Here is a 3024-nt window from a genome sequence, read left to right on the forward strand (position 1 = left end):
AAAAAGCCCGGCGAACCGGGCTTTTTGATTGATATCCTAGAACGGAATATCGTCATCAAAGCTGTCGAAATCCGGAGCCGGTTGCGGCGCTTGCTGCTGGGGAGCAGGACGCGATTCGCGTTGTGGCTGGGATTGCGGCTGAGACTGCTGCGGACGCGACTGTTGTGGGCGCGGTGCGGAGTTGCTGTTGCCGCCTTGACCCTGTGGAGCGCCTTCGCCCTGTGGACGACCGCCCAACAGTTGCATGGTGCCTTGCATGTCGACGACGATTTCAGTGGTGTAACGCTTGATGCCGTCTTTTTCCCACTCGCGGGTTTGCAGCTTGCCTTCGATGTAAACCTGCGAACCTTTGCGCAGGTATTCGCCGGCGATTTCAGCAACTTTGCCGAACATCGAAACGCGATGCCATTCAGTCTTTTCGACTTTCTGACCGGTTTGTTTATCGGTCCATTGTTCGCTGGTCGCCAGACTCAGGTTGGTCACGGCGTTACCGTTAGGCAAGTAGCGAACTTCGGGATCCTGGCCGCATGTACCGACCAATATGACTTTGTTAACCCCACGGGCCATAACGTTCTCCTAGGCTTCGCATTCCGCTGTCGCTGGGTCGTTGACCAGGCGCTCAAGGGAGTTGCGATCCAATAATTCGGTATCCAATTTGATATAGATGGCAGCCTCAGCACTGACGACAACTGCATCTGTTACCCCCGGGACGGCCAGCAAACGCGCTACCAAGCCGGCTTCGCGCTGTGCTTCTGGCGTCAACGGCACGCGCAGGCTCGTCACATACGGTGGTTCACGCATAGTAACAGCAAAGGCCAACCAGATGGCACACAGAGCAGCGCCGCCGAGGAACACAATACTCAGTCCACCGTGCTGAAACAGCCAGCCTCCAAGAATGCCCCCTGCAGCCGAACCGAGGAACTGGCTGGTGGAATAAATCCCCATCGCCGTGCCCTTTCCGCCCGCCGGTGACACTTTACTGATCAACGATGGCAACGAGGCTTCCAGCAGGTTGAACGCGGTGAAGAACACCACCGTACCGATCACCAAAGCCCGCAACGTATCGCCGAACGCCCAGAAGAATAGCTCAGTCAGCAACAGCACGCTCACGGCGCCGAGCAGTACTCGCTTCATCTGACGCTTTTTTTCGCCGTAGATGATGAACGGAATCATCGCGAAGAACGAAATCAACAACGCGGTAAGGTAGACCCACCAGTGCTGTTCCTTGGGCAAACCGGCTTTTTCGACCAAAGCCAATGGCAATGCGACGAAGCTGGACATGAGCATCGCGTGCAACACGAAGATACCTAAATCCAGTCGCAACAGGTCGGGATGACGCAGTGTCGCGCCCAACGCCGCTCGCGCGACACCCGACTCTCGGTGAGTCAGCGGTCCGGTTGAGCGCGGCACCATGAAGGCGACGATGAGAATCCCCAGCAGCGCCATGCCGCCCGTGGCGAGAAACAGACCCGACAAGCCAAACGCTCGCGTCAGCAACGGGCCAACGACCATGGCCACGGCGAACGACAGACCAATAGTCATGCCGATCATCGCCATCGCTTTGGTGCGGTGCTGTTCGCGGGTGAGGTCCGACAGCAACGCCATGACCGCCGCAGAGATAGCACCAGCGCCTTGCAAGATCCGTCCGGCGATAACGCCCCAGATTGAATCCGCATTGGCCGCCAGCAAGCTGCCAAGGGCGAAAATAATCAGCCCCAAATAAATCACCGGGCGCCGACCAATGCGATCGGAAATCATCCCGAACGGTATCTGCAGCACCGCTTGGGTCAGGCCATAAGCGCCGATTGCCAGACCGATGAGCGCCGGAGACGCGCCCGCGAGGTCCATACCGTAGGTGGCGAGCACCGGTAAAACCATAAACATGCCAAGCATTCGGAACGCGAACACGAGCGCCAGACCGCTTGCTGCGCGGGTCTCGCTACCACTCATTCGTTCGCTAAGGGGATCGTGCATGGAGAAACCTCATGTGAACCGGCGCCGATTCTACCAGTCCCATCGGTGTGCAGCACATACGCGACGCTTTGCCGCGTACTGGCATGGAGCCGTATACTCCCGTGTTTATGCCCGCCAAGCGAGGCCGCAGTGGACAAGATCCTGATACGTGGGGCGCGAACCCACAACCTGAAGAACATTGACCTGACCCTGCCACGCGACAAATTGATCGTTATTACTGGGCTTTCCGGCTCGGGCAAATCGTCGCTGGCCTTTGACACGCTGTACGCCGAAGGGCAGCGGCGCTATGTCGAATCGCTGTCGGCGTACGCACGGCAATTCCTCTCGATGATGGAAAAGCCGGACGTCGATACGATCGAAGGGCTGTCACCCGCTATTTCTATCGAGCAAAAATCCACGTCCCACAACCCACGTTCGACGGTGGGGACGATCACTGAAATTTACGATTACTTGCGCCTGCTGTATGCGCGAGTCGGCCAGCCACGCTGCCCAGATCACGATATTCCGCTGGAAGCGCAAACCGTCAGCCAAATGGTTGACTTGGTGTTGGCGCAGCCTGAAGGCAGCAAATTGATGCTGCTTGCGCCGGTGGTTCGTGAACGCAAGGGCGAGCACCTGGCGGTTTTTGAAGAACTGCGCGCGCAGGGTTTCGTCCGCGCTCGGGTGAATGGTCGACTGTGCGAGCTGGATGAGCTGCCTAAACTCGACAAGCAGAAGAAGCACTCCATCGACGTGGTGGTAGACCGCTTCAAGGTTCGTGAGGACATGCAGCAGCGGTTGGCCGAGTCGTTCGAAACCGCGCTGAAGCTAGCGGACGGTATCGCCTGGGTCGCGCCGATGGACGACGAACCCGGCGAAGAAATGATTTTCTCCGCGCGCTTTGCCTGCCCGATCTGCGGGCATGCCATCAGCGAGCTTGAACCCAAGCTGTTCTCCTTCAACAACCCGGCTGGCGCGTGCCCGACATGCGACGGCTTAGGAGTGAAGCAGTTCTTCGACATCAAGCGGTTGGTCAACGGTGAACTGACGCTGGCCGAAGGTGCGATTCGT

2 protein-coding genes and 1 pseudogene are annotated in these 3024 nt (G+C 58.2%); 1 reads left to right on the forward strand and 2 read right to left on the reverse strand.

Annotated features, from left to right (window positions below; genetic code table 11):
- Positions 1-36: 36 nt before the first annotated feature.
- Positions 37-567: a single-stranded DNA-binding protein gene (locus M0974_RS20740; RefSeq protein ID WP_297841042.1), complete on the reverse strand. Its 531-nt coding sequence runs from the start codon at positions 565-567 to the stop codon at positions 37-39.
- A gap of 9 nt (positions 568-576) precedes the next feature.
- Positions 577-1974 (reverse strand): MFS transporter, encoded by a 1398-nt coding sequence (locus M0974_RS20745; RefSeq protein WP_297841045.1) that lies wholly within the window; start codon positions 1972-1974, stop codon positions 577-579.
- Between the two features lie 129 nt (positions 1975-2103).
- On the opposite strand from M0974_RS20745, the pseudogene M0974_RS20750 reads away from it, so the two are divergent.
- Positions 2104-3024, forward strand: a pseudogene (locus M0974_RS20750) (excinuclease ABC subunit UvrA); the annotation flags it as partial.

The sequence above is a fragment of the Pseudomonas sp. genome (assembly GCF_026224925.1).
GTDB lineage: Bacteria > Pseudomonadota > Gammaproteobacteria > Pseudomonadales > Pseudomonadaceae > Aquipseudomonas.